The 20,869-nt window shown below is 70.3% G+C and carries 19 protein-coding genes; 3 read left to right on the top strand and 16 right to left on the bottom strand.

The features are described 5' to 3' along the window. Positions 1-14: 14 nt before the first annotated feature. The 11 genes from nuoK to IE239_RS29045 are packed head-to-tail and all read right to left on the bottom strand — an operon-like array spanning position 15 to position 10,992. Complete coding sequence (gene nuoK, locus IE239_RS28995) at positions 15-314, bottom strand: NADH-quinone oxidoreductase subunit NuoK (RefSeq protein WP_020130147.1); 300 nt, start codon at positions 312-314, stop codon at positions 15-17. Continuing rightward, a complete protein-coding gene (locus tag IE239_RS29000; protein WP_190152378.1) occupies positions 311-1,153 on the bottom strand; it encodes an NADH-quinone oxidoreductase subunit J in 843 nt (280 codons plus the stop codon). Before IE239_RS29000 ends, nuoK begins: the two co-directional genes overlap by 4 nt. Continuing rightward, the gene (nuoI, locus tag IE239_RS29005) at positions 1,150-1,800 is read right to left on the bottom strand and encodes an NADH-quinone oxidoreductase subunit NuoI (RefSeq protein ID WP_190152379.1); all 651 of its coding nucleotides are present in this window, start codon (positions 1,798-1,800) and stop codon (positions 1,150-1,152) included. Before nuoI ends, IE239_RS29000 begins: the two co-directional genes overlap by 4 nt. Continuing rightward, a complete protein-coding gene (gene nuoH / locus IE239_RS29010; protein ID WP_190152380.1) occupies positions 1,793-3,154 on the bottom strand; it encodes an NADH-quinone oxidoreductase subunit NuoH in 1,362 nt (453 codons plus the stop codon). The genes nuoI and nuoH overlap by 8 nt, the downstream gene beginning before the upstream one ends. Continuing rightward, the gene (locus IE239_RS29015; RefSeq protein WP_190152381.1) at positions 3,151-5,649 is read right to left on the bottom strand and encodes an NADH-quinone oxidoreductase subunit G; all 2,499 of its coding nucleotides are present in this window, start codon (positions 5,647-5,649) and stop codon (positions 3,151-3,153) included. Before IE239_RS29015 ends, nuoH begins: the two co-directional genes overlap by 4 nt. Continuing rightward, positions 5,646-6,998, bottom strand: a complete 1,353-nt coding sequence (gene nuoF / locus IE239_RS29020; RefSeq protein WP_190152382.1) for an NADH-quinone oxidoreductase subunit NuoF — start codon at positions 6,996-6,998, stop codon at positions 5,646-5,648. Before nuoF ends, IE239_RS29015 begins: the two co-directional genes overlap by 4 nt. Further along, on the bottom strand, positions 6,995-7,933 hold the full coding sequence (gene nuoE, locus IE239_RS29025) for an NADH-quinone oxidoreductase subunit NuoE (RefSeq protein ID WP_190152383.1): 939 nt from the start codon (positions 7,931-7,933) through the stop codon (positions 6,995-6,997). The genes nuoF and nuoE overlap by 4 nt, the downstream gene beginning before the upstream one ends. After that, positions 7,930-9,306 (bottom strand): NADH-quinone oxidoreductase subunit D, encoded by a 1,377-nt coding sequence (locus tag IE239_RS29030; protein WP_190152384.1) that lies wholly within the window; start codon positions 9,304-9,306, stop codon positions 7,930-7,932. The genes nuoE and IE239_RS29030 overlap by 4 nt, the downstream gene beginning before the upstream one ends. Beyond that, positions 9,303-10,067 carry an NADH-quinone oxidoreductase subunit C gene (locus tag IE239_RS29035; RefSeq protein ID WP_190152385.1) on the bottom strand — a complete coding sequence of 255 codons (765 nt, stop codon included), beginning with the start codon at positions 10,065-10,067 and terminating at the stop codon, positions 9,303-9,305. Before IE239_RS29035 ends, IE239_RS29030 begins: the two co-directional genes overlap by 4 nt. Next, complete coding sequence (locus IE239_RS29040; RefSeq protein ID WP_069769172.1) at positions 10,064-10,618, bottom strand: NuoB/complex I 20 kDa subunit family protein; 555 nt, start codon at positions 10,616-10,618, stop codon at positions 10,064-10,066. Before IE239_RS29040 ends, IE239_RS29035 begins: the two co-directional genes overlap by 4 nt. 14 nt (positions 10,619-10,632) lie before the next feature. Then, entirely contained in the window at positions 10,633-10,992 is a 360-nt protein-coding gene (locus IE239_RS29045; protein ID WP_007383963.1) for an NADH-quinone oxidoreductase subunit A, read from the bottom strand. A 742-nt stretch (positions 10,993-11,734) separates the two neighbouring features. On the opposite strand from IE239_RS29045, the gene IE239_RS29050 reads away from it, so the two are divergent. Further along, positions 11,735-12,538 carry a C40 family peptidase gene (locus IE239_RS29050; protein WP_190152386.1) on the top strand — a complete coding sequence of 268 codons (804 nt, stop codon included), beginning with the start codon at positions 11,735-11,737 and terminating at the stop codon, positions 12,536-12,538. Between the two features lie 457 nt (positions 12,539-12,995). On the opposite strand, the gene IE239_RS29055 is transcribed toward IE239_RS29050, so the two are convergent. Then, positions 12,996-14,303: a geranylgeranyl reductase family protein gene (locus IE239_RS29055; protein ID WP_370745778.1), complete on the bottom strand. Its 1,308-nt coding sequence runs from the start codon at positions 14,301-14,303 to the stop codon at positions 12,996-12,998. Between the two features lie 97 nt (positions 14,304-14,400). Between IE239_RS29055 and IE239_RS29060 the strand changes: the two genes are divergently transcribed. Then, the gene (locus IE239_RS29060; protein ID WP_190152387.1) at positions 14,401-14,907 is read left to right on the top strand and encodes a GNAT family N-acetyltransferase; all 507 of its coding nucleotides are present in this window, start codon (positions 14,401-14,403) and stop codon (positions 14,905-14,907) included. Positions 14,908-15,348: 441 nt separating this feature from the next. Here the strand turns inward: IE239_RS29060 and IE239_RS29065 are convergent, their stop codons facing one another. After that, positions 15,349-16,044, bottom strand: a complete 696-nt coding sequence (locus IE239_RS29065; RefSeq protein ID WP_190152388.1) for a demethylmenaquinone methyltransferase — start codon at positions 16,042-16,044, stop codon at positions 15,349-15,351. A gap of 812 nt (positions 16,045-16,856) precedes the next feature. Here IE239_RS29065 and IE239_RS29070 point away from each other — a divergent pair. Beyond that, positions 16,857-17,933 (top strand): chitinase, encoded by a 1,077-nt coding sequence (locus IE239_RS29070; RefSeq protein WP_190152389.1) that lies wholly within the window; start codon positions 16,857-16,859, stop codon positions 17,931-17,933. Between the two features lie 17 nt (positions 17,934-17,950). On the opposite strand, the gene IE239_RS29075 is transcribed toward IE239_RS29070, so the two are convergent. The 3 genes from IE239_RS29075 to IE239_RS29085 form a co-directional block, all read right to left on the bottom strand. After that, positions 17,951-18,556 (bottom strand): amidohydrolase family protein, encoded by a 606-nt coding sequence (locus IE239_RS29075; RefSeq protein WP_190152390.1) that lies wholly within the window; start codon positions 18,554-18,556, stop codon positions 17,951-17,953. Between the two features lie 7 nt (positions 18,557-18,563). Continuing rightward, positions 18,564-19,763, bottom strand: a complete 1,200-nt coding sequence (gene mqnC / locus IE239_RS29080; protein ID WP_190152391.1) for a cyclic dehypoxanthinyl futalosine synthase — start codon at positions 19,761-19,763, stop codon at positions 18,564-18,566. Between the two features lie 91 nt (positions 19,764-19,854). Next, on the bottom strand, positions 19,855-20,805 hold the full coding sequence (locus IE239_RS29085; RefSeq protein WP_190152392.1) for a prepilin peptidase: 951 nt from the start codon (positions 20,803-20,805) through the stop codon (positions 19,855-19,857). Positions 20,806-20,869: the final 64 nt, after the last annotated feature.

The raw sequence follows: 20,869 nt of genomic DNA on the forward strand, positions 1-20,869 counted from the left end.
ATTCTTCCGACCCCTTACAGCTTCATCAGGCTGGCGTCGTCGACCGAGGCCGAGTGGCGGGAACGGAACAGCGACACGATGATCGCGAGTCCGACCACGACCTCCGCGGCGGCGACGACCATCGTGAAGAAGGCGATGATCTGGCCGTCGAGATTGCCGTGCATCCGGGAGAAGGTGACGAACGCGAGGTTGCAGGCGTTGAGCATGAGCTCGATGCACATGAAGACGACGATCGCGTTGCGCCTGATCAGCACGCCCGTCGCACCGATCGTGAACAACAGGGCCGCCAGATAGAGGTAGTTGACGGGATTCACTTCGACGCCTCCTCCGTCCGCTTCAGGTGCGGCGGCTCGATCGCGGCCCGCTCCAGGCGCTCCTCGGCGCGCTGCTCCAGGGCCTTGAGGTCGTTGAGCGCCGCGGCGGACACGTCCCGGATCTGACCGCGCTCACGCAGCGTCCTGCTGACCGTGAGCTCCGAGGGCGTGCCGTCGGGCAGGAGACCCTGGACGTCCACGGCGTTGTGCCGCGCGTACACGCCCGGCGCCGGCAGCGGCGGCACGTGCTTGCCTTCGCGCACCCGCCGCTCGGCCAGCTCGCGCTGGGTCGGGGCGTGCTCGGTGCGCTCGCGGTGGGTGAGCACCATGGCGCCGACGGCGGCCGTGATGAGCAGCGCGCCGGTGATCTCGAAGGCGAAGACGTACTTGGTGAAGATGAGGGCGGCGAGGCCCTCCACGTTGCCTTTCGCGTTCGCCTGGGTGAGACCGGTGAACTCCGTCAGGGAGGCGTGGCCGATGCCGGCGATCAGCAGGACGCCGAAGCCGAGGCCGCTGAGAAGGGCCAGCCAGCGCTGCCCCTTGATGGTCTCCTTCAAGGAGTCCGCCGCGGTGACGCCGACCAGCATCACCACGAACAGGAACAGCATCATGATCGCGCCGGTGTAGACGACGATCTGCACGATGCCCAGGAAGTAGGCGCCGTTGGCGAGGTAGAAGATCGCCAGGACGATCATGGTTCCGGCGAGACAGAGCGCGCTGTGCACGGCCTTCTTCATGAAGACGGTGCACAGGGCGCCGATCACCGCGACGGTGCCGAGCACCCAGAACTGGAAGGCCTCACCGTTGGAGGTGGAGTAGGCGGCGAGCTGCGCGCTCATCGGCGGCTCACCTCCTCCGAGGCGGGCTCGTCCCCACCGGACGTGGAGGCGGCCTCCTGCGGGGTCTCGCCCTTGGAGAGGGCCACCTGGCGCTCCGTGCCGGGCGCGGCCTCCGTCACCAGGCCCCGGTAGTAGTCCTGTTCGTCCGTGCCGGGGTAGATGGCGTGGGGGGAGTCCACCATGCCGTCCTCGAGGCCCGCGAGCAGCTGCTCCTTGGTGTAGATCAGGTTGGCGCGGCTGGAGTCGGCGAGCTCGAACTCGTTCGTCATCGTCAACGCGCGTGTGGGGCACGCCTCGATGCACAGGCCGCACAGGATGCACCGGGCGTAGTTGATCTGATAGACCCGCCCGTACCGCTCGCCCGGCGAGTAGCGCTCCTCGTCGGTGTTGTCGGCGCCCTCCACGTAGATGGCGTCGGCGGGGCAGGCCCAGGCGCACAGCTCACAGCCGACGCACTTCTCCAGGCCGTCCGGATGGCGGTTGAGCTGATGCCGTCCGTGGAACCGGGGAGCCGTGGTCTTCTCCTGCTCCGGGTACTGCTCGGTCAGCCGCTTCTTGAACATGGCCTTGAAGGTCACGCCGAAGCCGGCCACCGGGTTCTGGAAACCGGGCGTCGTCTGCCCGGCCTCCTTGGGCTCCTCAGCCATCGGACGCCTCCTTTCCATCCATCGATCCGTCACTCACAGTGTCCACCGCACCACTGACAATCAGCTCCCGATCCCGGCGCGGGCCGCGCCTGGGCACCGGCGGAAGCTCCTGGCCCGGCAGCGGCGGGACGGGGAACCCGCCCGCCATGGGGTCGAACGCGACCGGCTCGGCCGGCGCCTGCGCGCTCTTCTCGCCGCCGCGGAACGTGTCCACGACGAAGGAGAGCAACAGCAGGAGCAGAACGCCGCCGCCGACGTACAGGAAGATGTCGGCGAAGTCGTAGTGCTCGTTACGCAGCGTCCGTACGGTCGCCACGAGCATCAGCCACGTCACCGAGACGGGGATCAGGACCTTCCAGCCCAGCTTCATCAACTGGTCGTAGCGGACACGGGGAAGCGTGCCGCGCAGCCAGATGAAGAAGAACAGCAGCAGCTGCACCTTGACGACGAACCAGAGCATCGGCCACCAGCCGTGGTTCGCGCCCTCCCAGAAGGTGCTGATCGGCCAGGGAGCCCGCCAGCCACCGAGGAAGAGCGTGGTCGACACGGCGGAGACCGTCACCATGTTCACGTACTCGGCGAGCATGAACATCGCGAACTTGATCGACGAGTACTCGGTGTTGAAGCCGCCGACCAGGTCGCCCTCGGACTCCGGCATGTCGAAGGGAGCACGGTTGGTCTCGCCGACCATCGTGACGATGTACAGGATGAAGGAGACCGGCAGCAGGAGGATGTACCAGCGGTCCTGCTGCTGCTCGACGATCGTCGACGTCGACATCGACCCCGAGTAGAGGAAGACCGAGGCGAACGCGGCGCCCATGGCGATCTCGTACGAGATCATCTGCGCGCACGACCGCAGGCCGCCCAGCAGCGGGTACGTGGAGCCGGAGCTCCACCCCGCGAGGACGATGCCGTAGATGCCGACCGAGGCGACCGCGAGGATGTAGAGCATCGCGATCGGCAGGTCGGTGAGCTGCATCGTGGTGCGCTGACCGAAGATCGAGATCTCGTTGTCGGCCGGCCCGAAGGGGATCACCGCGATCGCCATGAAGGCCGGGACGGCCGCGACGATCGGCGCGAGGACGTACACCGCCTTGTCCGCGCGTTTGACGATGAGGTCTTCCTTCAGCATCAGCTTGATGCCGTCGGCGAGCGACTGCAGCATGCCCCAGGGGCCGTGCCGGTTGGGGCCGATGCGCAACTGCATCCAGGCGACGACCTTGCGCTCCCACACGATGGAGAACAGCACGGTCACCATCAGGAAGGCGAAGCAGAACACCGCCTTGACGACGACCAGCCACCAGGGGTCGCGGCCGAACATCGAGAGATCTTCAGCGGCGAGGTACGGGCTCATGCCTCCACCTCCTTGGGGGCGCCGGGCGTCGCCGGGCCGATGCGGACGAGGGAACCGGGCGTGGCCCCGGCATCGGACGCGACGCCCCCGCCGGTGGAGTTCAGCGGCAGCCAGACCACCCGGTCGGGCATCTCGGTGATCTCCAGCGGCAGTTCGACCGCCCCGGCGGGACCGGTGACGGCGAGCAGGTCGCCGTCCTCGACGCCGGCTTCGGCGGCCGTGGCGGCCGACACACGCGCGCGTGCGGCGTGCCGGGTGCCGGCGAGCGCCTCGTCGCCCTGCTGGAGGACACCCTGGTCGAGCAGCAGGCGGTGCCCGGCGAGCACCGCCTCCCCGGCAGCGGGTCGCGGCAGCTGAGCGGCCGTCTCCACCGGTTCGGCGGCACGCGGGCCGTCCCAGGCTCCGAGCCGGTCGAGCTCCGCGCGCGTCGTGCGCAGGTCCGGCAGGCCGAGATGGACGTCCATGGCGTCCGCGAGCATCTGCAGCACGCGCGCGTCGGACGGCGCCGCGCGGCGGGTCATCTGGTCGGGCTTCAGCGCCGCCTCGAAGAAGCGCACCCGGCCCTCCCAGTTGAGGAACGCGCCGGCCTTCTCGGCGACCGCGGCCACCGGCAGGACGACGTCGGCGTGCTCGGTGACCTCGCCGGGCCGCAGCTCCAGCGACACCACGAAGCCGGCCTCGGCCAGCGCTGCACGCGCGCGTGCCGGGTCGGGCAGATCCGCGACCTCGACGCCCGCGACGAGCAGCGCCTGGAGTTCGCCGGACGCCGCGGCCTCGACGATCTGCCCGGTGTCACGGCCGTAGCGGTGCGGGAGCTCGGCCAGGCCCCAGGCCGCGGCGACCTCGCCCCGCGCGCGGGGATCGGTGGCCGGGCGGCCGCCCGGCAGCAGCGACGGCAGTGCGCCCGCCTCGATCGCGCCCCGCTCGCCCGCCCGGCGCGGGATCCACACCAGCCGGGCGCCGGTCGCCGAGGCGGTCCGCACAGCGGCGGTGAGAGCGCCGGCCACTCCGGCGAGCCGCTCCCCGACGACGATCACCGCGCCCGGGGCCCGCAGCGCCTCGGCGGCCGTGCCGCCCGCGTCCTGCAGGCCGACACCGCTCGCGAGCGCGTCCAGCCACTCCGTCTCGGTGCCCGGAGCGGCCGGCAGCAGCGTGCCGCCCGCCTTCTGCAGACCCCGGGTGGCGTAGGTGCCCAGCGAGAACACCCGCTGTCCGTGCTTGCGCCAGGCCTTGCGCAACCGCAGGAAGACGCCGGGCGCCTCCTCCTCCGACTCGAACCCGGCCAGCAGGACCGCGGGCGCCTTCTCCAGGAGGGCGTACGTGACGCCCTCGCCGTCGAGGTCACGGCCGCGGCCGGCGACGTGGGCGGCCAGGAAGTCGGCCTCCTCACTGCTGTGCACCCGCGCGCGGAAGTCGATGTCGTTGGTGTCGAGCGCCACGCGCGCGAACTTGCTGTACGCGTACGCGTCCTCGACGGTGAGACGGCCGCCGGTCAGCACGCCGGTCCTGCCGCGCGAGGCCAGCAGCCCCTGAGCGGCGATCTGCAACGCCTCCGGCCAGGAAGCCGGCACGAGGTCTCCCTCGGCGTTGCGCACCCGGGGCGTCTCCAGCCGGTCGCGCTGTTGCGCGTACCGGAACGCGAACCGCCCCTTGTCGCAGATCCACTCCTCGTTGACCTCGGGGTCGTTGGCGGCCAGACGCCGCATGACCTTGCCGCGCCGGTGGTCGGTGCGCGTGGCGCAGCCGCCGGAGCAGTGCTCGCAGACCGACGGCGAGGAGACCAGGTCGAAGGGGCGCGAGCGGAACCGGTAGGCCGCCGAGGTCAGCGCGCCGACGGGGCAGATCTGGATGGTGTTGCCGGAGAAGTACGACGCGAAGGGGTCACCCTCGCCGGTGCCGACCTGCTGGAGCGCGCCCCGCTCGATCAGCTCGATCATCGGGTCGCCCGCCACCTGGTTGGAGAACCGGGTGCAGCGGGCGCACAGCACGCACCGCTCGCGGTCGAGCAGCACCTGGGTGGAGATCGGGACGGGCTTCTCGTACGTGCGCTTGCGGCCCTCGAACCGGGACTCGGCCTGGCCGTGCGACATCGCCTGGTTCTGCAGGGGGCACTCGCCGCCCTTGTCGCAGACCGGGCAGTCCAGCGGATGGTTGATGAGGAGCAGCTCCATCACGCCGTGCTGCGCCTTCTCGGCCACCGGCGAGCTGAGCTGGGTCTTCACCACCATGCCGTCCGTGCACGTGATCGTGCAGGACGCCATGGGCTTGCGCTGGCCCTCGACCTCGACGATGCACTGCCGGCAGGCGCCGACCGGATCGAGGAGGGGATGGTCGCAGAAACGGGGGATCTCGATGCCGAGCTGCTCGGCGGCCCGGATGACCAGGGTGCCCTTGGGCACGCTGATCTCGGCGCCGTCGATGCTCAGCGTGACGAGGTCCTCCCGCGGGACCGCCGCCTCGCCGCCTCCGGAGGGAGCGCTGGTGGTCACCGTCATGCGTTCACCTCCGTGTGCTTGTCCGCCCAGGCGGTCGACCTTGCGGGGTCGAAGGGGCAGCCTCGGCCCGTGATGTGCTCCTCGTACTCCTCACGGAAGTACTTCAGCGAGGAGAAGATCGGCGAGGCCGCGCCGTCGCCGAGGGCGCAGAAGGACTTGCCGTTGATGTTGTCGGCGATGTCGTTGAGCTTGTCGAGGTCGGAGAGGGCTCCCTTGCCCGCTTCGATGTCGCGCAGCAGCTGCACGAGCCAGTAGGTGCCTTCGCGGCACGGCGTGCACTTGCCGCAGGACTCGTGGGCGTAGAACTCGGTCCAGCGGGTCACGGCCCGCACGACGCACGTCGTCTCGTCGAAGCACTGCAGAGCTTTCGTGCCGAGCATGGAACCCGCGGCGCCCACTCCTTCGTAGTCAAGAGGGACGTCGAGGTGCTCGTCGGTGAACATCGGCGTCGAGGAGCCGCCCGGCGTCCAGAACTTGAGCCGGTGCCCCGGTCGCATTCCGCCGCTCATCTCCAGGAGTTGGCGCAGCGTGATGCCGAGCGGGGCCTCGTACTGGCCGGGGCTGGCGACATGGCCGCTGAGGGAGTAGAGCGTGAAGCCCGGGGACTTCTCGCTTCCCATCGACCTGAACCATTCCTTGCCTTTTTGCAGGATCGCGGGAACTGACGCGATCGACTCGACGTTATTCACCACAGTCGGGCACGCATAGAGGCCCGCGACCGCAGGAAAGGGGGGACGAAGCCGCGGTTGACCACGGCGGCCTTCGAGCGAGTCGAGCAGCGCGGTCTCCTCACCGCAGATGTAGGCGCCGGCGCCGGCGTGCACGGTGAGTTCGAGGTCGAGTCCGCTGCCCAGGATGTTCTCGCCGAGGTAGCCGGCCGCGTAGGCCTCGCGCACGGCCTCGTGCAACCGCCGCAGAACAGGGACGACTTCACCCCGCAGATAGATGAAGGCATGAGACGACCTGATGGCATAGCACGCGATCACGATGCCCTCGATGAGGCTGTGCGGGTTCGCGAAGAGGAGCGGGATGTCCTTGCAGGTCCCGGGCTCCGATTCGTCGGCGTTGACAACTAGATAGTGCGGCTTTCCATCTCCTTGCGGAATGAACTGCCATTTCATTCCCGTGGGGAATCCCGCGCCGCCCCGCCCTCGCAGACCGGAGTCCTTGACGTACGCGATCAGGTCGTCCGGCGACATGGCGAGCGCCTTGCGAAGGCCTTCGTATCCTTCGTGCCTGCGGTAGACGTCGAGGCTCCAGGACCTGTCCTCGTCCCAGAAGGCCGACAGCACGGGTGCGAGCAGCTTCTCGGGGCTGCTGCCTTTCAGTTCGGGTGCCAAGGTCATCACTCCCCCTCCTCGGCGGTAGGCCCTGCCGCATCCAGGCCGCGGGGCGAAGTCCCTCCATCACGGGTGGTGGTGGGTGACGGGTGGGACGGGTCGGAGGCCGACGTGTCCTGCGGCGCGTCGTGCGAACTCAGGTGCTCGGTGGGCGACGGGTCGTGCGGTGTCGCGTCGCTCGGCGCCCTGTCCTGCGCTTCGTCGTGCGGCCCGCCGTCGCGTGGGTGGACCACGCGCGCGGGTGCGGTCTCTCCCCTTGCCAGGCGAAGACCCACCAGCGACGCCGGTCCGGCGCCGCCGCTCGCCTCGACGGCCCCCTCCCGCTCGTCGGGGAAGCCCGCCAGGATCCGGGCGGTCTCCTTGAAGGTGCACAGCGGCGCACCTCGCGTGGGGGAGACGGTGTGCCCGGCCCGCAACTCGTCGACCAGGCGCTTCGCGCTCTGCACGGTCTGGTTGTCGAAGAACTCCCAGTTCACCATCACGACCGGCGCGAAGTCGCAGGCCGCGTTGCACTCGATGTGCTCCAGAGTGATCTTTCCGTCGTCGGTGGTCTCACCGTTGCCGACACCCAGGTACTCCTGGAGCCCCTCGAAGATCGCGTCGCCGCCCATCACCGCGCACAGCGTGTTGGTGCAGACGCCCACCTGGTAGTCACCGCTGGGGCGGCGGCGGTACATGGTGTAGAAGGTGGCGACCGCCGTGACCTCGGCCGTCGTCAGGTCCAGCACGTCCGCGCAGAACCGCATCCCGGTGCGCGTGACGTGGCCCTCCTCCGACTGCACGAGGTGCAGCAACGGCAGGAGCGCGGACCGGGAGTCGGGGTAGCGGGCGATGATCTCGCGCGCGTCCGCCTCCAGCCGGACTCGGACGTCGTCCGGGTAGGCGGGCGCGGGCAGCTCGGGCATGCCCAGGCTGACGCCCCGCTCGGAAGAAGAGGTGGTCACCGGTCGACGCCTCCCATCACGGGGTCGATGGACGCGACGGCGACGATGACGTCGGCGACCTGGCCGCCCTCGCACATCGCCGCCATGGCCTGCAGGTTGGTGAAGGACGGGTCCCGGAAGTGGACCCGGTAGGGACGGGTGCCTCCGTCGGAGACGGCGTGCACCCCGAGTTCGCCCTTGGGGGACTCGACCGCCGCGTACGCCTGTCCCGGCGGCACGCGGAAGCCCTCGGTGACCAGCTTGAAGTGGTGGATCAGGGCCTCCATGGAGGTGCCCATGATCTTCTTGATGTGGTCGAGGGAGTTGCCGAGACCGTCGGGGCCCAGGGCGAGCTGGGCGGGCCAGGCGATCTTCCGGTCGGCGACCATGACCGGGCCGGGCTGCAGCCGGTCCAGGCACTGCTCCACGATCCGCAGCGACTGCCGCATCTCCTCCAGACGGATGAGGAAACGGCCGTAGGAGTCGCAGGAGTCCGCGGTCGGCACGTCGAAGTCGTACGTCTCGTAGTCGCAGTAGGGCTGCGTCTTGCGCAGGTCGTGGGGCAGGCCGGTGGAGCGCAGGATCGGGCCGGTGGCGCCGAGGGCCATGCAGCCGGCCAGGTCGAGGTAGCCGACGTTCTGCATACGGGCCTTGAAGATGGGGTTCCCGGTGGCGAGCTTGTCGTACTCGGGAAGGTTCTTCTTCATCTTCTTCACGAACTCGCGGATCTGGTCCACCGCGCCGGGCGGCAGGTCCTGGGCGAGTCCGCCGGGGCGGATGTACGCGTGGTTCATCCGCAGGCCCGTGATGAGCTCGTAGATGTCGAGAATCATTTCACGATCGCGGAATCCGTAGATCATGATCGTGGTGGCGCCGAGCTCCATGCCGCCGGTGGCGATGCACACCAGGTGGGAGGACATCCGGTTCAGCTCCATCAGGAGCACCCGGATGATCTTCGCCCGCTCGGTGATCTGGTCCTCGACGCCCAGGAGCTTCTCGACGGCGAGACAGTAGGCGGTCTCGTTGAAGAAGGACGTCAGGTAGTCCATGCGCGTCACGAACGTGGTGCCCTGGGTCCACGTGCGGTACTCGAGGTTCTTCTCGATGCCGGTGTGGAGGTAGCCGATGCCGCATCGGGCCTCGGTGACCGTCTCGCCGTCGATCTCCAGGATGAGGCGGAGCACTCCGTGGGTGGAGGGGTGCTGGGGGCCCATGTTGACGACGATGCGCTCGTCGTCGGCGCGGGCCGCGGACTGCACGACCTCGTCCCAGTCGCCACCGGTGACCGTGTATACCGCGCCCTCGGTGGTCTCACGGGCGGATGCCATCGAGGAGGCGGTCCCGGAGGGACTCGATGAGGGGTGGTGGCCGGGCGACGGGTTGGGAGTGCTCATGAGTACGACCTCCGCTGGTCCGGAGCCGGGATCTGGGCGCCCTTGTACTCGACGGGGATGCCGCCGAGGGGGTAGTCCTTGCGCTGCGGATGGCCCGGCCAGTCGTCGGGCATCATGATCCGCGTCAGAGCCGGATGACCGTCGAAGACGATTCCGAAGAAGTCGTAGGTCTCGCGCTCGTGCCAGTCGTTCGTGGGATACACGGAGACCAGGGACGGGATGCGCGGCTCGCCGTCCGGGGCGCTGACCTCCAGCCGGATCAGCCGGTTGTGGGTGATCGAGCGCAGGTGGTAGACGGCGTGCAGCTCGCGCCCCTTGTCGTTGGGGTAGTGGACGCCGGCGACGCCGGTGCACAGCTCGAAGCGCAGGGCCGGGTCGTCGCGCAGCGTGCGGGCGACGCGCAGCAGGTGCTCGCGTTCGATGTGGAAGGTCAGCTCGCCGCGGTCGACGACCGTCTTCTCGATCGCGTTCTCGGGGAGCAGACCCTGCTCCTCGAGCGCTCCCTCGAGTTCGTCGGCGACCTCGTCGAACCAGCCGCCGTAGGGGCGGCTCGCCGCGCCCGGAAGCCGGACCGAGCGGACCAGGCCTCCGTAGCCGGAGGTGTCGCCGCCGTTGGCGGCGCCGAACATGCCGCGCTGGACGCGGATCTCCTCCCCGCCCTGGCCGCGCCGGCCGGGGAGGTTGGAGGCGGAGAGGTCCTTCTCGGGGTTCACCCCGTTCGAGGAGCCGTTCGCGCCGTGGGTGCCGTTCGCGTCGCTCACCGCAGCAGCCCCTTCATCTCGATCATGGGCAGGGCCTTGAGCGCCGCTTCCTCCGCCTCGCGGGCCGCCTCCTCGGCGTTCACGCCCAGCTTGGTGTTCTGGATCTTCTGGTGGAGCTTGAGGATCGCGTCCATCAGCATCTCGGGACGCGGCGGGCAGCCCGGCAGATAGATGTCGACGGGGACGATGTGATCGACGCCCTGGACGATCGCGTAGTTGTTGAACATGCCGCCGGAGGAGGCGCACACGCCCATGGAGATGACCCACTTGGGGTTCGGCATCTGGTCGTAGACCTGCCGCAGCACCGGCGCCATCTTCTGGCTCACCCGGCCGGCGACGATCATCAGGTCCGCCTGGCGGGGCGAACCGCGGAAGACCTCCATGCCGAAGCGCGCCAGGTCGTAACGGCCCGCGCCGGTGGTCATCATCTCGATGGCGCAGCAGGCGAGGCCGAAGGTGGCGGGGAAGACGGACGCCTTGCGCACCCAGCCCGCGGCCTGCTCGACGGTGGTCAGCAGGAAGCCGCTCGGCAGTTTTTCTTCGAGTCCCATGACTTAAAGGCCCCTCAGTCCCATTCCAGGCCGCCGCGCCGCCATACGTACGCGTACGCCACGAAGACGGTGAGCACGAAGAGCAGCATCTCCACGAGCCCGAAGACACCCAGGGCGTCGAAGGTGACGGCCCAGGGGTAGAGGAAGACGATCTCGATGTCGAAGACGATGAAGAGCATCGCCGTCAGGTAGTACTTGATGGGGAAGCGCCCGCCGCCGGCCGGCGTGGGGGTCGGCTCGATTCCGCACTCATAGGCCTCGAGCTTGGCGCGGTTGTAGCGCTTCGGCCCGATCAGCGTGGCCATGACCACGGAGAAGATCGCAAAGCCTGCTCCGAGGGCTCCCAGTACGAGGATGGGCGCATAAGCGTTCACCGCTCCTCGCTCCTCTCAGTCGGCACTGACTGCTGGCGATGGTGTCGGACCCGCGGCCGGCCCCCCGGCGCCGCTCACCCCGTCGGTTCTGACGAAGATCGCGAACATGTGAAGCAGGTCACAAGCCCAACTGCCTCGCATCCTATGCCCGCCGCTCTGTGATCTGCGACACGGGGTATTACACAAGCTTTGTGATCTCCACCACCTGACGAAGGATCATGAAGTCACATCAGCGGTGATCTTCACACGCGAAGCGCCAGAGTGATCACAAGAAGTGACATTTTCGCTCGTCATCGCAGGCGGCAGGGGGCGTCTCAATATCAAGAGGGTTCCCTTGCATGCAAATTGGAGGTGGACACAGCACCCTGATAGTGGCTCGCGTTCACACATCAGAGGGAGCCCGGCTCGGGACGTGGACGTGTGCGCGCGTTCACGAGCGGAACGAATCGCACCGCGTGCGCGCGACGCCGCCGCCCCGGTAATCGTTCCGTGACCTCCGCCACACCGGGAGGGCCGTCCAAGAAGCGGGCTTGGCCAACGGTCGCGACCGATGGTAGGCGGCGGGCAATCCGGACGTAACGACGAAAGCCCATGATCACAGGCATGATCACCTGCGTCCGCAATGTCCGTTACGGCGTCAATAAAGAGCCGGAGAACAGGAATTTGGGGCATCCGTTGAACAACTGTGGCGCAGCACACGTTTCTTGAAGGTATGGAGGAGCCCCTGATACCGGTTGTACCCATGTCCCACACCGCTCACATACGCAGCCACCGGAAACCCCGCCGCAGCGCGTCGACGATCGCGATGCGGGCCGGAGTCGCCAGTGGTGTCCTCGGCACGCTGGCCGTCGCCACGGCAGCAGGCACGGCCAACGCCGCCGAGCCGGTGACGCAGACACTCGAACTGCCCGTGCTCACCGGCGACCTGGCCGCCCAGGTCGCGCAGTCCGCGCAGGCCACACAGCAGGCCGCGGCGAACTACCAGCTGCACGCCGAGCGTGACGCTGCCGCCGCGGCGGCCGCCAAGGAGGCCAAGAAGGACCTCGCGCACGCCAAGGCCGAGGCCAAGCAGAAGGCCGAGGCCGCCCGCAAGGCCGCCGCCGAGCGGGCCACGCGCGCCGCCGAGCGGACCACGCTCTCCACCCCGGCGAGCAGCAACAGCTTCACCAGCACGAGCAGCTCCACCGCGACCGGTTCGGCCGCGGCCGTCATCGCCTTCGTGAAGGCGCAGATCGGCGACGCCTACGTCTCCGGCGGCACCGGCCCCAACTCGTGGGACTGCTCGGGGCTGATGCAGACCGCCTTCAAGCAGGTGGGCATCGACCTGCCGCGCGTCTCGCAGGACCAGTCGACCGCCGGCACCCAGGTCTCCCTGGACAACCTGCAGCCGGGCGACATCCTGTACTGGGGCAGCGCGGGCAGCGCGTACCACGTGGCGGTGTACGTCGGCGACGGCATGTTCGTCGGCGCGCAGAACCCCTCCACCGGCGTGGCCGAGAAGCCGCTGTCCTACGACCCGCCGACCGGCGCGGTGCGGGTGCTCTGACACCCCACTCGGCGCGCCCCGGAAGGCGCTTCACGCACGCAAGGGCCGCAGCCGCTCGGGGGCAGCGGCCCTTCGGGCTCCCCCGACGCGGCCCTGCACGGCCCTCGGCGGGCCCTGAGCGGGCCGGAACGGCCCGGGCGGCCCCCGGGGCCGCCGAGCGGGCGCAGGCGGCTCTGAGCCGGACGAGGCCTGCGGGACTTACGGGGCTTACGGGGCTTCCCGGTGCTCCGAGTTGAGCAAGTGACCCAAGTCGGACATGAAGCACCGTTGTTCACAAAAGCCCTGACGCGCCGAGTCGGCGCCTATTCAGGGACATTCACCCCCAGTGCCGTCTGGCGAGAGTGTCCGACATGTCGGATGCATCGTCAGTGCAGCGGAGCGGGGGCCCGGCCCGGCGGGAGGAAGTCCTCGCGCGCCGGGCCGCCGGGCGACGGGTCCGCGTCGCCTCGTCGCGAGGTCAGGCCTTGGGGGCCACCTTGCTCAGGCCGTTGATGATGCGGTCCATCGCGTCGCCGCCCGTGGGGTCCGTCAGGTTGGCGAGCATCTTCAGGGTGAACTTCATCAGCAGCGGATGGGTCAGACCACGCTGGGCCGCGATCTTCATGACCTTCGGGTTGCCGATGAGCTTCACGAACGCGCGGCCCAGCGTGTAGTAGCCGCCGTAGGTGTCCGCGAGGATCTGCGGGTAGCGCTGCAGGGCGAGTTCGCGCTGGCCGGGGGTGGCCCGGGCGTGGGCCTGGACGATGACGTCGGCGGCGATCTGACCCGATTCCATCGCGTAGGCGATGCCCTCGCCGTTGAAGGGGTTCACCAGGCCGCCGGCGTCGCCGACCAGCAGCAGCCCCTTGGTGTAGTGCGGCTTGCGGTTGAAGGCCATCGGCAGGGCCGCGCCGCGGATCGGGCCGGTCATGTTTTCGGGGGTGTAACCCCAGTCCTCCGGCATGGACGCGCACCAGGCCTTGAGGACCTCACGCCAGTCGAGCTCCTTGAAGGAGTCGGAGGTGTTCAGCACGCCCAGGCCGACGTTCGACGTCCCGTCGCCCATGCCGAAGATCCAGCCGTAACCGGGCAGCAGCCGGTCCTCGCCCGGGCCCCGGCGGTCCCACAGCTCCAGCCAGGACTCCAGGTAGTCGTCCTCGTGGCGCGGAGAGGTGAAATAGGTGCGGACCGCGACGCCCATCGGCCGGTCCTCACGGCGGTGCAGGCCCATCGCCAGCGAGAGGCGGGTGGAGTTGCCGTCGGCGGCCACCACGAGGGGGGCGCGGAAGGTGACTTCGCGCTTCTCCTCCCCCAGCTTGGCGTGCACGCCGGTGATACGGCCGGTGCGCTCGTCCAGGATCGGAGCGCCGACGTTGCAGCGCTCGTACAGGCGGGCGCCCGCCTTCTGGGCCTGCCGGGCGAGCTGCTCGTCGAAGTCGTCCCGCTTGCGGACGAGGCCGTAGTCGGGGAAGGAGGCGAGATCGGGCCAGTCGAGCTGCAACCGCACCCCGCCGCCGATGATCCTCAGACCCTTGTTGCGCAGCCAGCCGGCCTCCTCGGAGATGTCGATGCCCATGGCCACGAGCTGCTTGGTGGCGCGCGGGGTGAGGCCGTCGCCGCAGACCTTCTCGCGCGGGAACTCGGTCTTCTCGAGGAGGAGTACGTCGAGTCCGGCCTTGGCGAGGTAGTAGGCGGTCGTGGAACCGGCCGGTCCCGCGCCGACGACGATCACGTCGGCGGTGGTCTCGGAGAAGGGCTCGGCGTGGGGCTCGTTCACGGCGGTCACGGCGGGATCTCCCCAAGTTCGGAATCTGCGTGCCGACCGGCACTGGACATGGGCAGTCTATTCAGCAGAATTGATCACCCGGCTGAAGGGCTGCCCCGTGAACCGAGCTCTGCCCGTAGTACGGCTGCGCGTTCCGACGGACGAGGACGCGGTCGCCTGGCACAGGGTCTTCGACGACCCGGACGTCATGGAGTTCCAGGGGGGCAGATCCGCGGAGCTGTCGGTCTACGAGGAACTCACCGCCCGCCAGCGCCGGCACGACGCCGAGCGCGGGTTCTGCCTGTGGACGATCCTGGACCGCGACGACCGGGTGCTCGGCTTCACCGGCGCCCAGCCGTGGCCGCGCGAGTGGGGTCCCCGGGGGGAGATCGAGATCGGGTGGCGGCTCGGGCGCGAGCACTGGGGGCAGGGGTATGTGACGGCAGCCGCGCAGATGACCCTGGAGCGGGTGCGGGCGGCCGGGCCGTCGGGGGTCGTGGCGATGGTCGACGCGCGCAACGCGCGGTCCATCGCGGTCGCGGAGCGGCTGGGGATGCGGCTCGCGGAGGTCTTCACCACCCCGGAGTCGAACAGAGAGGGGCGCTGCTACCGCCTCACCTGGTGATCCGGGTGATCCGGGTGATCCGGGTGAGGCTGGGTATTCAGGTGATCCCGCTGATCCTGGTGGCGTGCTGCCGGTCGCTTCGGCGCGGCCCGGCTTCCGCCACGCCGTCGGCGACCACGTCGTACGGCGCTGTCCGCCGCCGGGCCTCGGGGGGGGGCGCGCGGCGCCGTGGTCACCGTGTGGTTCGACTTCTCCGAGGGGGAGGGCGGCGGAGTCGCGGGCGCGCGAGCCGCGCGTTCCGAGTCCGGGCGGGGCGGGGCGGGCTGGAGCGCGAACTCGACCGGTCCCGGAACCCCTTCGAGTCGATCGTCCCCTGACGCGGGACCGCCGGGGCCGGCCCTTCCGGACGAACCCACCGGGGCCGAACCCTTCGGGCCCGACCCGTCGGGACGAGCCGCTCGGGACGAGCCGCCGAAGCCTGAACCGCTCGGGTCGAGCCGTTCAGGCCGCTTTGAAGCCTCGGTGCAGGGTGACCACGCCGCCCGTCAGGTTGCGCCAGGCGACCTTCGACCAGCCGGCCTTGCGCAGGTGCTCGGCGAGGGCGGGCTGATCGGGCCATGCCCGGATGGACTCGGCGAGGTAGACGTAGGCGTCGGGGTTGGAGGAGACCGCGCGGGCGACCGGCGGCAGGGCCCGCATCAGGTACTCGGTGTAGACGGTCCGGAACGGCGCCCAGGTGGGGTGCGAGAACTCGCAGATGACGACCCGGCCGCCGGGCCTGGTCACCCGGTGCATCTCGCGCAGCGCGGTGTCGAAGTCCTGCACGTTGCGCAGGCCGAAGGAGATCGTGACGGCGTCGAAGGTGTCGTCCTTGAAGGGCAGCTTCGTCGCGTCCCCGGCCGTGAACGGCAGCCAGGTGTGCTTCCTCTTGCCGACCTGGAGCATCCCGAGCGAGAAGTCGCAGGGGACGACGTAGGCGCCGGTCTGCGCGAAGGGGAGCGAGGAGGTGGCCGTACCGGCGGCGAGGTCCAGGACCTTCTGCGCGGGCCGGGCGTCGACCGCCTTGGCGACCTCCTTGCGCCACCTGCGGTCCTGACCGAGGGACAGCACGTCGTTGGTCACGTCGTACCGTTCCGCCACGCGGTCGAACATCGAGGCGACTTCATTGGGCTGCTTGTTCAGGGAAGCGCGGGTCACCCGCCCATTGTGGCAGCCCGGCCCCCGGCCGTTCACGGCAGGAGCCTCGGCTCCCTCCGTGCCGCGACGTCCTCGCCCCACCCGCACAGCAGCGCATCACACCGGTGAGCCGAGCAGAAGCAGCAGCGCACAGGTGACGCGCGGTTCCTGCAGTGCCACGGCCCCGCCGGGCGCCCGCTCGATGCGGGTCGTGCCGGTGGCCGACACCGCCGTGCGGCCGGATGCCGCCGGGGCCGGGGTCGCGGGCGCCTCGGGGGTCTCCGTGGCCGAACGGCAGCAGCGAGGACGGGGGCGACGAAGCGCCCCGGCCCAGGGACGCGGCGTCGAGGACGGCGGCCTACGCGAGAGAGCCGACGGCCGGCAGGAGACCGATCCGCACGGCAGCCTCGGCCTGCGTACGGAGCCGTCCACGAGCTCGGGCGCCTCGGCGCAGGCGTCGTCGCCCTGGCGGCCGCGACGGCTGCCGCGCGCGGCGGCACGGCTTCGGGCGGCGAGGCTCGGATTGCGTTCCCGGATATCAGGGAGCCTTTGTGCAGCACGAAGTCTGCGCTGTTCGTGAGGGGCCGGCGAGAAACGCGTGACTCCTTCCTTCGGCCGAGAGATCCGGCGAAACAGTGCGCACCCCCGCCCACCACGGGAGGGCCGATTGCCCCTTTGGGGCGGACGGCCATCACGTTTTGCGCGCTTGCGTCCATGAACCGACTGTGTGGCCACAGTTCCCGCGTGATCCGTCCGCATGTGGGAGATTCCCCTTTCGGAAACGCGCGTCGTTTCCGGCCGAGAGGGAAGTCACGAGAGTGGGTGCAGACGCGATGAGGGGTTCACTGCTGCCGACGGCCGGGGTGGCCTGCCTGTTCGCCCTGACCGTCACGGGATGCTCCGCGGGCTCCGGCAGCGCGTCGGACCCGGCGCCCCCGGCCACCGGGCGGACCGGCGGCCGTCCTGGAGGCCACTCACCCTCGGGCCACTCACCCTCGGGCGGCGCCGCGTCGTCGGACGCCGGAGCCGCCGGCACCTCCTACGCGCCGTATGTGAGCGCGGTGGATGCCTCGGACAACGACTCGGCCGGCTCGCCGACGGCGTACAACCTGGCGTTCGTCATCGCGGACGGCAGCGCCTGCACACCGACCTGGAACGGCACGAACGCCGTCGACGACCCGGCCGTGAAGTCGCGCGTCGCGAAGCTGACGAAGTCGGGCGCCACGGCGCGCGTCTCCTTCGGCGGCGCCTCCGGCAAGGAGCTCGCGGCCACCTGTGACAGCGTCTCCGCACTGGCGCGGGCGTATGGCGCGGCGCTCGACGCGGTCGGCTCCACCCAGGCCGACTTCGACATCGAGGGCGACGAGCCGGCCGACTCCGACTCGGTGGCCCTGCGCTCGCGGGCGATCGCGGCGCTGCAGAAGGAACGCCCCGGCCTGGAGGTCTCCTTCACACTCGCGGTGATGCCCTCCGGGCTGGACTCCGCCGGCCTGGCGCTGCTGGACTCCGCGAACACGTACGACGTCCAGGTCTCCACCGTCAACCTCATGACGATGAACTACGGCGAGTCGTACGCCGGCGACATGGGCGGATACGCGATCACCTCGGCGACGGCGGCCCAGGCACAGCTCAGGAAGGTCTTCGGCACGACGGACGCGGGTGCGTGGAAGGGCATGGCGCTCACGTCGATGATCGGCGCCAACGACGTCGCCGGCGAGACGTTCTCCCTGGCGGACGCGGCCCAGGTGCGGGCGTTCGCCGTGGAGAAGGGGGTCTCCTGGGTCTCCATGTGGTCGGCGTTCCGGGACCAGCAGTGCTCGGCGGCCGACCCGGCGAAGGGCGACGCCCTGACGAACTGCAGCGGGGTGCCACAGAGTTCGGGCGCGTTCGCGAGGGCGTTCTCGAAGTAGCGGGGGCGGGAGCGGCTCTACCGGCGCCTGTGGACGAGGCGGCCGTCCACCACCGTCGCGACGCACGTTCCCGCGCCGCGCTCCGCGAGCTCGGCCTCGTCCCGTACGTCGAACACGGCGAACCGGGCCGCGCTGTGCCGCTCGCGCGGGGCCGCGAACTCCACCGGCAGCCCGGCGGCGCACGGGTCGAGGGAGGGAGTGCCGCCGGGACGTCCGATCCGGCCCATGAGGGCCAGGCCGGTGCGGCGCACGGCGTCCCGCACAGCGCGGTTGTGCAGTTCCTCGCAGGCCGCCCGGACCGTGCCGTGCGCCAGCATGCGCTGCACCCCGCGCCGGGCGCTCGCCCCCCAGCGGACGTCGTCCATGACGAGCGCCGCCAACGCGTCCCCGGTCAGCGGCTCGACGCCCAGTTCGTCGGCCTCGCGCGGATCCGGGTGGTACGCCTCCTCCAGCAACTCGTTGCCGTGCAGGTTGACCAGACCGGGCGTCAGGATGCCGGGCCATGTCCGCACCCGTGCGCCCGGGTGGGCGGCGAGAAGTTCCTCCGGCGGTCCGGCGTCGGCGATCCACGCGCCCTTGACGGCGAGCGCCCGGCCCCGGGAATCCACGTGAACGGTCAGCATGTGAAGGCTAGTTGGACGTCAGGAGCTTCAGCTCGGGGTGAGCCGTGCCGCCCGCGATCGCCGTCGAGGAGATGTGGGACATGACCCGCTCGTCGACGGGGTCGTTCGCGGGGTCGTCGTGGACGACGAGGTGCTCGTACGTCGTCGCCCGCTGCGCCGGAACGCGGCCCGCCTTGCGGATCAGGTCGATGATCTCCATGCGGTTGGAGCGGTGTCGGGCGCCTGCCGAGGAGACGACGTTCTCCTCCAGCATGATCGAACCGAGGTCGTCCGCGCCGTAGTGCAGCGAGAGCTGGCCGACCTCCTTGCCCGTCGTCAGCCACGAGCCCTGGATGTGGCGCACGTTGTCGAGGAACAGCCGGGCGATCGCGATCATCCGCAGGTACTCGAAGAGGGTCGCCTGCGTGCGGCCCTTCAGGTGGTTGTTCTCGGGCTGGTACGTGTACGGGATGAAGGCCCGGAAGCCGCCCGTGCGGTCCTGCACCTCACGGATCATCCGCAGGTGCTCGATGCGCTCGGCGTTGGTCTCGCCGGTGCCCATCAGCATCGTGGACGTCGACTCGACGCCCAGCCCGTGCGCGATCTCCATGATCTCCAGCCAGCGCTCGCCGGACTCCTTGAGCGGGGCGATGGCCTTGCGCGGACGCGCGGGGAGCAGCTCGGCGCCGGCGCCCGCGAAGGAGTCCAGACCGGCGGCGTGGATGCGGGTGACGGCCTCCTCGACCGTCACCTTCGAGATGCGCGCCATGTGCTCGACCTCGGACGCGCCCAGCGAGTGGATCACCAGCTGGGGGAACGCCTCCTTGATGGCCGCGAAGTGCTTCTCGTAGTACTCGACGCCGTAGTCCGGGTGGTGTCCGCCCTGGAACATGATCTGCGTGCCGCCCAGTTCGACGGTCTCGGCGCAGCGGCGCAGGATGTCGTCGAGGTCGCGTGTCCAGCCCTTCTCCGTGTCCTTGGGGGCCGCGTAGAAGGCGCAGAACTTGCACGCCGTGACGCACACGTTCGTGTAGTTGATGTTCCGCTCGATGATGTACGTCGCGATGTGCTCGGTCCCGGCGTACAGCCGGCGTCGCACGGCGTCGGCGGCGGCGCCGAGCGCGTGCAGGGGCGCGTCGCGGTAGAGGTCGAGCGCCTCCTCCGGGGTGATCCGCCCACCGGCGGCGGCACGGTCGAGGACGGACTGAAGGTCGGCCTTCTCGGTCACCGGGAGCGTCCCTCTCGTCAAGTTCGTCGGGTTCGTCAAGGGTTGTGGACGGACCGAGCCAGCCTACGCCAGACGTTCCGACGCCCCGACCTCAGGCCGCGTACGCGCCGATCAGCAGACCCGCGAGCGTCCCGACGAGCATGAACGGCCCGAACGGGATCAGCGTCTTGCGTCCCGCCCGTCCCGTGAGGACCAGCGCGCCCCCGTACAACGCGCCGGACAGGAAGGCCGCGAACGTGCCCAGCATGACCGTGGGCCAGCCGTACCAGCCGAGGACGGCCCCCGCCCCGAGCGCCAGCTTCACATCTCCGAAGGCCATGCCGCCGGGGTTGACCAGGTGCAGGACGAGGTAGCCGGCGCCGAGGGCGAGCGCGCCCGGCAGCGCCGTCGTCCAGTCTCCCGCGTGCTCGGGCAGCAGCGCGGCGGGGCCCAGCAGGGCCAGGGCGGCGGCCGCGAACGGGAGGGTGAGCGGATCGGGCAGCCGGCGCACCCGCACGTCGACGACGCCGAGCAGCACGCCGACCGGCGCGAGCGCCAGCCACACGGCCAGTTCGGGCCGGATACCGGTGGCGAGGGCCAGCGCGGCGCAGACGACGGCGGTGAGAAGGGGCAGCAGGACGCCGCCGGGTGCGTAGGAGCGGCCGGCGCCGTGGGTGGCACGGGAGGCGGCCCCGCCGCCGTCGTGTGCGGTGGATGCCGCGGGCGGTGCGGGCGCACGAGGTGAGGCGGATGGCGGAGGTGACACGGGTGGGGTGGGCGAGGCAGGGGCAGGAGCCGGGCGGGACGTGCAGGCAGGGTGAGCGGTCGCCGGCGTGTCCCGCGGGGCATCCGGCTCGGCGCACCGGGAACACCGGGGACACCGCGCCCGTCCGAGCCACCCGCGGACCGGATGGCCGGCCGGGCAGTCCGTCCGCCAGCCGCCGTCCGCCTCCTCCCACGGCGTGGAGAAGCGGTAGGCCGCCCGCGGCAGCAGCGCCCCGGTCACGGCGCCCCACAGTGCGGCGACGGCGGCCGGAGTCAGGGCGTCGGGAGGTGTGCTCATCGTCAGCGATCGTAGGGACCCGCACGGGACGCGGTCACGGGATCCGCCCCGAAAGGCGCTCCAG

This window comes from Streptomyces humidus, assembly GCF_014649655.1.
In the GTDB taxonomy this organism is placed as follows: Bacteria; Actinomycetota; Actinomycetes; order Streptomycetales; family Streptomycetaceae; genus Streptomyces; species Streptomyces humidus.

What these genes read in the sequence shown, in the direction of transcription:
- IE239_RS29050 (WP_190152386.1), top strand. Translation starts at nt 11,735, where the DNA reads ATGTCCCACACCGCTCACATACGCAGCCACCGGAAACCCCGCCGCAGC.
- IE239_RS29040 (WP_069769172.1), bottom strand. Translation starts at nt 10,618, where the DNA reads ATGGGACTCGAAGAAAAACTGCCGAGCGGCTTCCTGCTGACCACCGTC.
- IE239_RS29000 (WP_190152378.1), bottom strand. Translation starts at nt 1,153, where the DNA reads ATGAGCGCGCAGCTCGCCGCCTACTCCACCTCCAACGGTGAGGCCTTC.
- nuoI (WP_190152379.1), bottom strand. Translation starts at nt 1,800, where the DNA reads ATGGCTGAGGAGCCCAAGGAGGCCGGGCAGACGACGCCCGGTTTCCAG.
- IE239_RS29075 (WP_190152390.1), bottom strand. Translation starts at nt 18,556, where the DNA reads ATGCTGACCGTTCACGTGGATTCCCGGGGCCGGGCGCTCGCCGTCAAG.
- IE239_RS29015 (WP_190152381.1), bottom strand. Translation starts at nt 5,649, where the DNA reads ATGACGGTGACCACCAGCGCTCCCTCCGGAGGCGGCGAGGCGGCGGTC.
- IE239_RS29085 (WP_190152392.1), bottom strand. Translation starts at nt 20,805, where the DNA reads ATGAGCACACCTCCCGACGCCCTGACTCCGGCCGCCGTCGCCGCACTG.
- nuoH (WP_190152380.1), bottom strand. Translation starts at nt 3,154, where the DNA reads ATGAGCCCGTACCTCGCCGCTGAAGATCTCTCGATGTTCGGCCGCGAC.
- IE239_RS29070 (WP_190152389.1), top strand. Translation starts at nt 16,857, where the DNA reads ATGAGGGGTTCACTGCTGCCGACGGCCGGGGTGGCCTGCCTGTTCGCC.
- IE239_RS29030 (WP_190152384.1), bottom strand. Translation starts at nt 9,306, where the DNA reads ATGAGCACTCCCAACCCGTCGCCCGGCCACCACCCCTCATCGAGTCCC.